This window comes from Salinibacter sp. (assembly GCF_036626415.1).
Taxonomy (GTDB): domain Bacteria; phylum Bacteroidota; class Rhodothermia; order Rhodothermales; family Salinibacteraceae; genus Salinibacter.
Map to the genome: position 1 here is coordinate 1 of NZ_JAZKRW010000227.1, position 2,762 is coordinate 2,762.

The following is a 2,762-nucleotide window of genomic DNA, read 5'->3' on the forward strand; positions in this document are numbered from 1 at the left end:
CCCGCACGCTGAGCCTCGTCCACGCCGAGGATCTTGCCGCCGGCATGGTCGACGCCGTCCGGCACCCAGGGGCAGTTGGGGAGACGTACTTTCTCGGCAGCGAGCAGCCTTACGCCTGGAACGACGTGAAGCGCGCCGCTACCGCAGCCCTTGATACCTGGGCGGTGACCCTTCCGGTGCCGGGCCCGCTCCTCGGGGCCGTGGGCACTGCGGCCGAGGCCTGGGGCTGGGTGACCGGCACCCATCCGCCGCTCAACCGCGACAAGACCCGCGAGATCCACCACGCCTGTACCGCCTGTTCCAGCGAGAAGGCCCAGCAGGACTTCGGCTACGCGCCCAACACCTCCCTCGACGACGGAGTGGCCGACACCATCGCGTGGTACCGGGCGGAAGGATGGCTGTAGGAAACGCTCCCCGCTCACGGCGTCTCTCGCCCGTAGTGCACGAATGGGGCCCAGAAGCGGGGCGCGCGGAGCCGCTCTCCATGATCGCCGTCCAGAAACGCACGTTTGGTCTCCGTAAGCGCCCGGGTCCACGGCTGCCCGACGCGCCAGACCCGTCGATAGAGGGCTTCCATGAAGACCTTCGTGGAGGCATCGTAGACGGGCCAGAGCGAGACGGCCGTCGCGTCGGCCCCTGCCCGGAGGAAAGCTTGGGCGAGACTCACCACCCCTGTGCCCCGATAAATGCGCCCCAGTCCGGTCTGACAGGCCGACAGCCCCACAAAGTCAGCATCGAGCCGGAGGGCGGCAATCTCCTCCATCGTCAGATACCCGTCCAGACCGATCGTGTCGGGGCGCTGAGACACCGCTCCGGAGAGGACGAGGGCCGACCGGGAGGGGTCGTCGGGCTCCATAAGACCGTGGGCCGCAAAGTGAATGGCACGGTAGCGGCGAAGGGTGCCTCTTGCATTCAACCGCTGCAAGGTGTCTTCTCGTGCTCTGGGTCCCGTAAGAAGGCGGGACGGGGACGCAATTTGACCGATCTGCTCGACCTCCTGTAGGGATCCGGGGAGGCGGGGCCAGGGCCCCTCAGCTCTCTGCCGCCGCTCTTCGATTTTCGACTCTGTAATTTGTGACTCCGAGACGCCCCCGGTGTCCGTCGCACGAGAGGGCGTGTCGTAGACAGCGCCGCCCAGGGCAAGCAGTCCCTTGGATCGCGTCGGCGGAGCATCTGGACGCTGTTGCAGACGCCGGAGGACCCGGAGCGACTGCACGTACCGGACACTCCGCTTCTCGACAAGATACTCTCCCGCCCAGTTGACCAGCGTCTCGAACGGAAGGTATCCCAGCGCCCCGTCCGGCACCACAATGAGCTCTTCGGTGCCCATGAGGTCCTGTTCGAGCGGGGAGATGAGCAGTTCGTTCAAATACTGCCCCAGCCGGCGATGACGACCATCCGACAACACCTGGCTGGCAGACGCTACGCTAAGGTCATGGGTGTACAGACGAACGAGCTTTGCCAATCCGTCTTTCTCCGCCTCCCCTCCCACGAGTCCCTTCGCCTCCTGCAGCAGGGACAAGGACGAAGGCGCGGACGGCACGAGCTCCGCCCGCAGCTGGAGCCGCCCGAGGGCCTCTTGGTACTGGGCCACGACGGACTGGACCTGACGGGTGTCCGGGATCTCGTGGGCACGAATGGCATCGGGCGTCACGACGAGCGCCGTGAGAGGACGCTCCGTGTCGGTATTGGCGTAGAGAACCGCCGCCCGCCCCGGATCTACAGCGGCTCGTAACTGGCGCGTCGTCGGCATCTGGTCCTGATCGGGACGATCCTGCCCGGACAACCGCTCGGCCAGTAGTCGAGCCCGCCCTCGTTCAAATGCCCGGAGGGCCCCTTCAGGGGCTCCAGCCCGAATCCGTGCCGTAACAAGGGCCTGAAACGTGTGCGCCTCTCGGGCCAGGTAGTCGCGGCGGTCTGCCCCGGTGGCCGTCTTCAGCAGCTCATCCGTAATGCGAACCGCCCGCGTGAGCACCGAATCAGCGGTGGCAAAGCGCGACTCGGCGAGGTGCACTTGCCCCATTCCGTACAGGGTTTTCGCGAGTGATTCCTGACGCCCCAGTTCTCGATTCACACGGAGGGCTTTTCGGTAGAACGTCGCGGCCTGCTCGAACGACTCGGTCCGACGATGTATCTCCCCAATCGTGTAGAGGTTGGTGGCAACGCTCGCGCGGTTCCCAATCTGGCGATTGATCCTGAGCGCCTTCCGCACAGCGTCGCGGGCATCCGCGGTGTGCCCCTGCTCCAACTGCGCCTCCCCGACATTATTCAGGTTTGTCGCAATTTCTGAACGATTGCCGAGCGTGCGGTTGATGCGGAGTGATTCTCGGTAGCGGCGAAGCGCCTCGTCGTAGCGTCCTTGATCCTTTCGGACGATGCCCAAGTTATTGAGCGCGTCGGCCACCGAGGAGCTATCGCCCCGCTGCCGATGAATCCGAAGGGCCTTCCGGTGCGCCTTCGAGGCCTCGCCGTACTGCCCTTGACTCCGCAGGACGAGCCCGATGTTGTTCAGATTCATGGCTATGTCCACCGAATCATTCAGTGCACGATTGACCCGGAGGGCCCATCGGAGATTTTCGAGGGCATTTTCGAATTCTCCCTGTTCTTCTTGAATGTTTGCGATGTTGTTGCGGCCTGAGGCCACCCGGTTTCGATTGCCAAGATCGCGGTGGATTGCAACGGCTTCTCGGATGTATTCGAGGGCAACGTCGTACGTCCCAAGCTGCCATTCCACGAGGCCAGCGTTGTTCAAATTATTGGCC

2 protein-coding genes are annotated in these 2,762 nt (G+C 64.4%); one reads left to right on the forward strand and one right to left on the reverse strand.

Going from position 1 to position 2,762, the window contains the following annotated elements:
- Positions 1–404: NAD-dependent epimerase/dehydratase family protein (locus V5A20_RS13975; protein WP_442978442.1), on the forward strand; the 404-nt coding region annotated here is incomplete at its 5' end.
- A gap of 14 nt (positions 405–418) precedes the next feature.
- Here V5A20_RS13975 and V5A20_RS13980 read toward each other — a convergent pair.
- A partial coding sequence (locus V5A20_RS13980) for a CHAT domain-containing protein (protein WP_332327638.1) occupies positions 419–2,762 on the reverse strand: 2,344 nt, incomplete at its 5' end.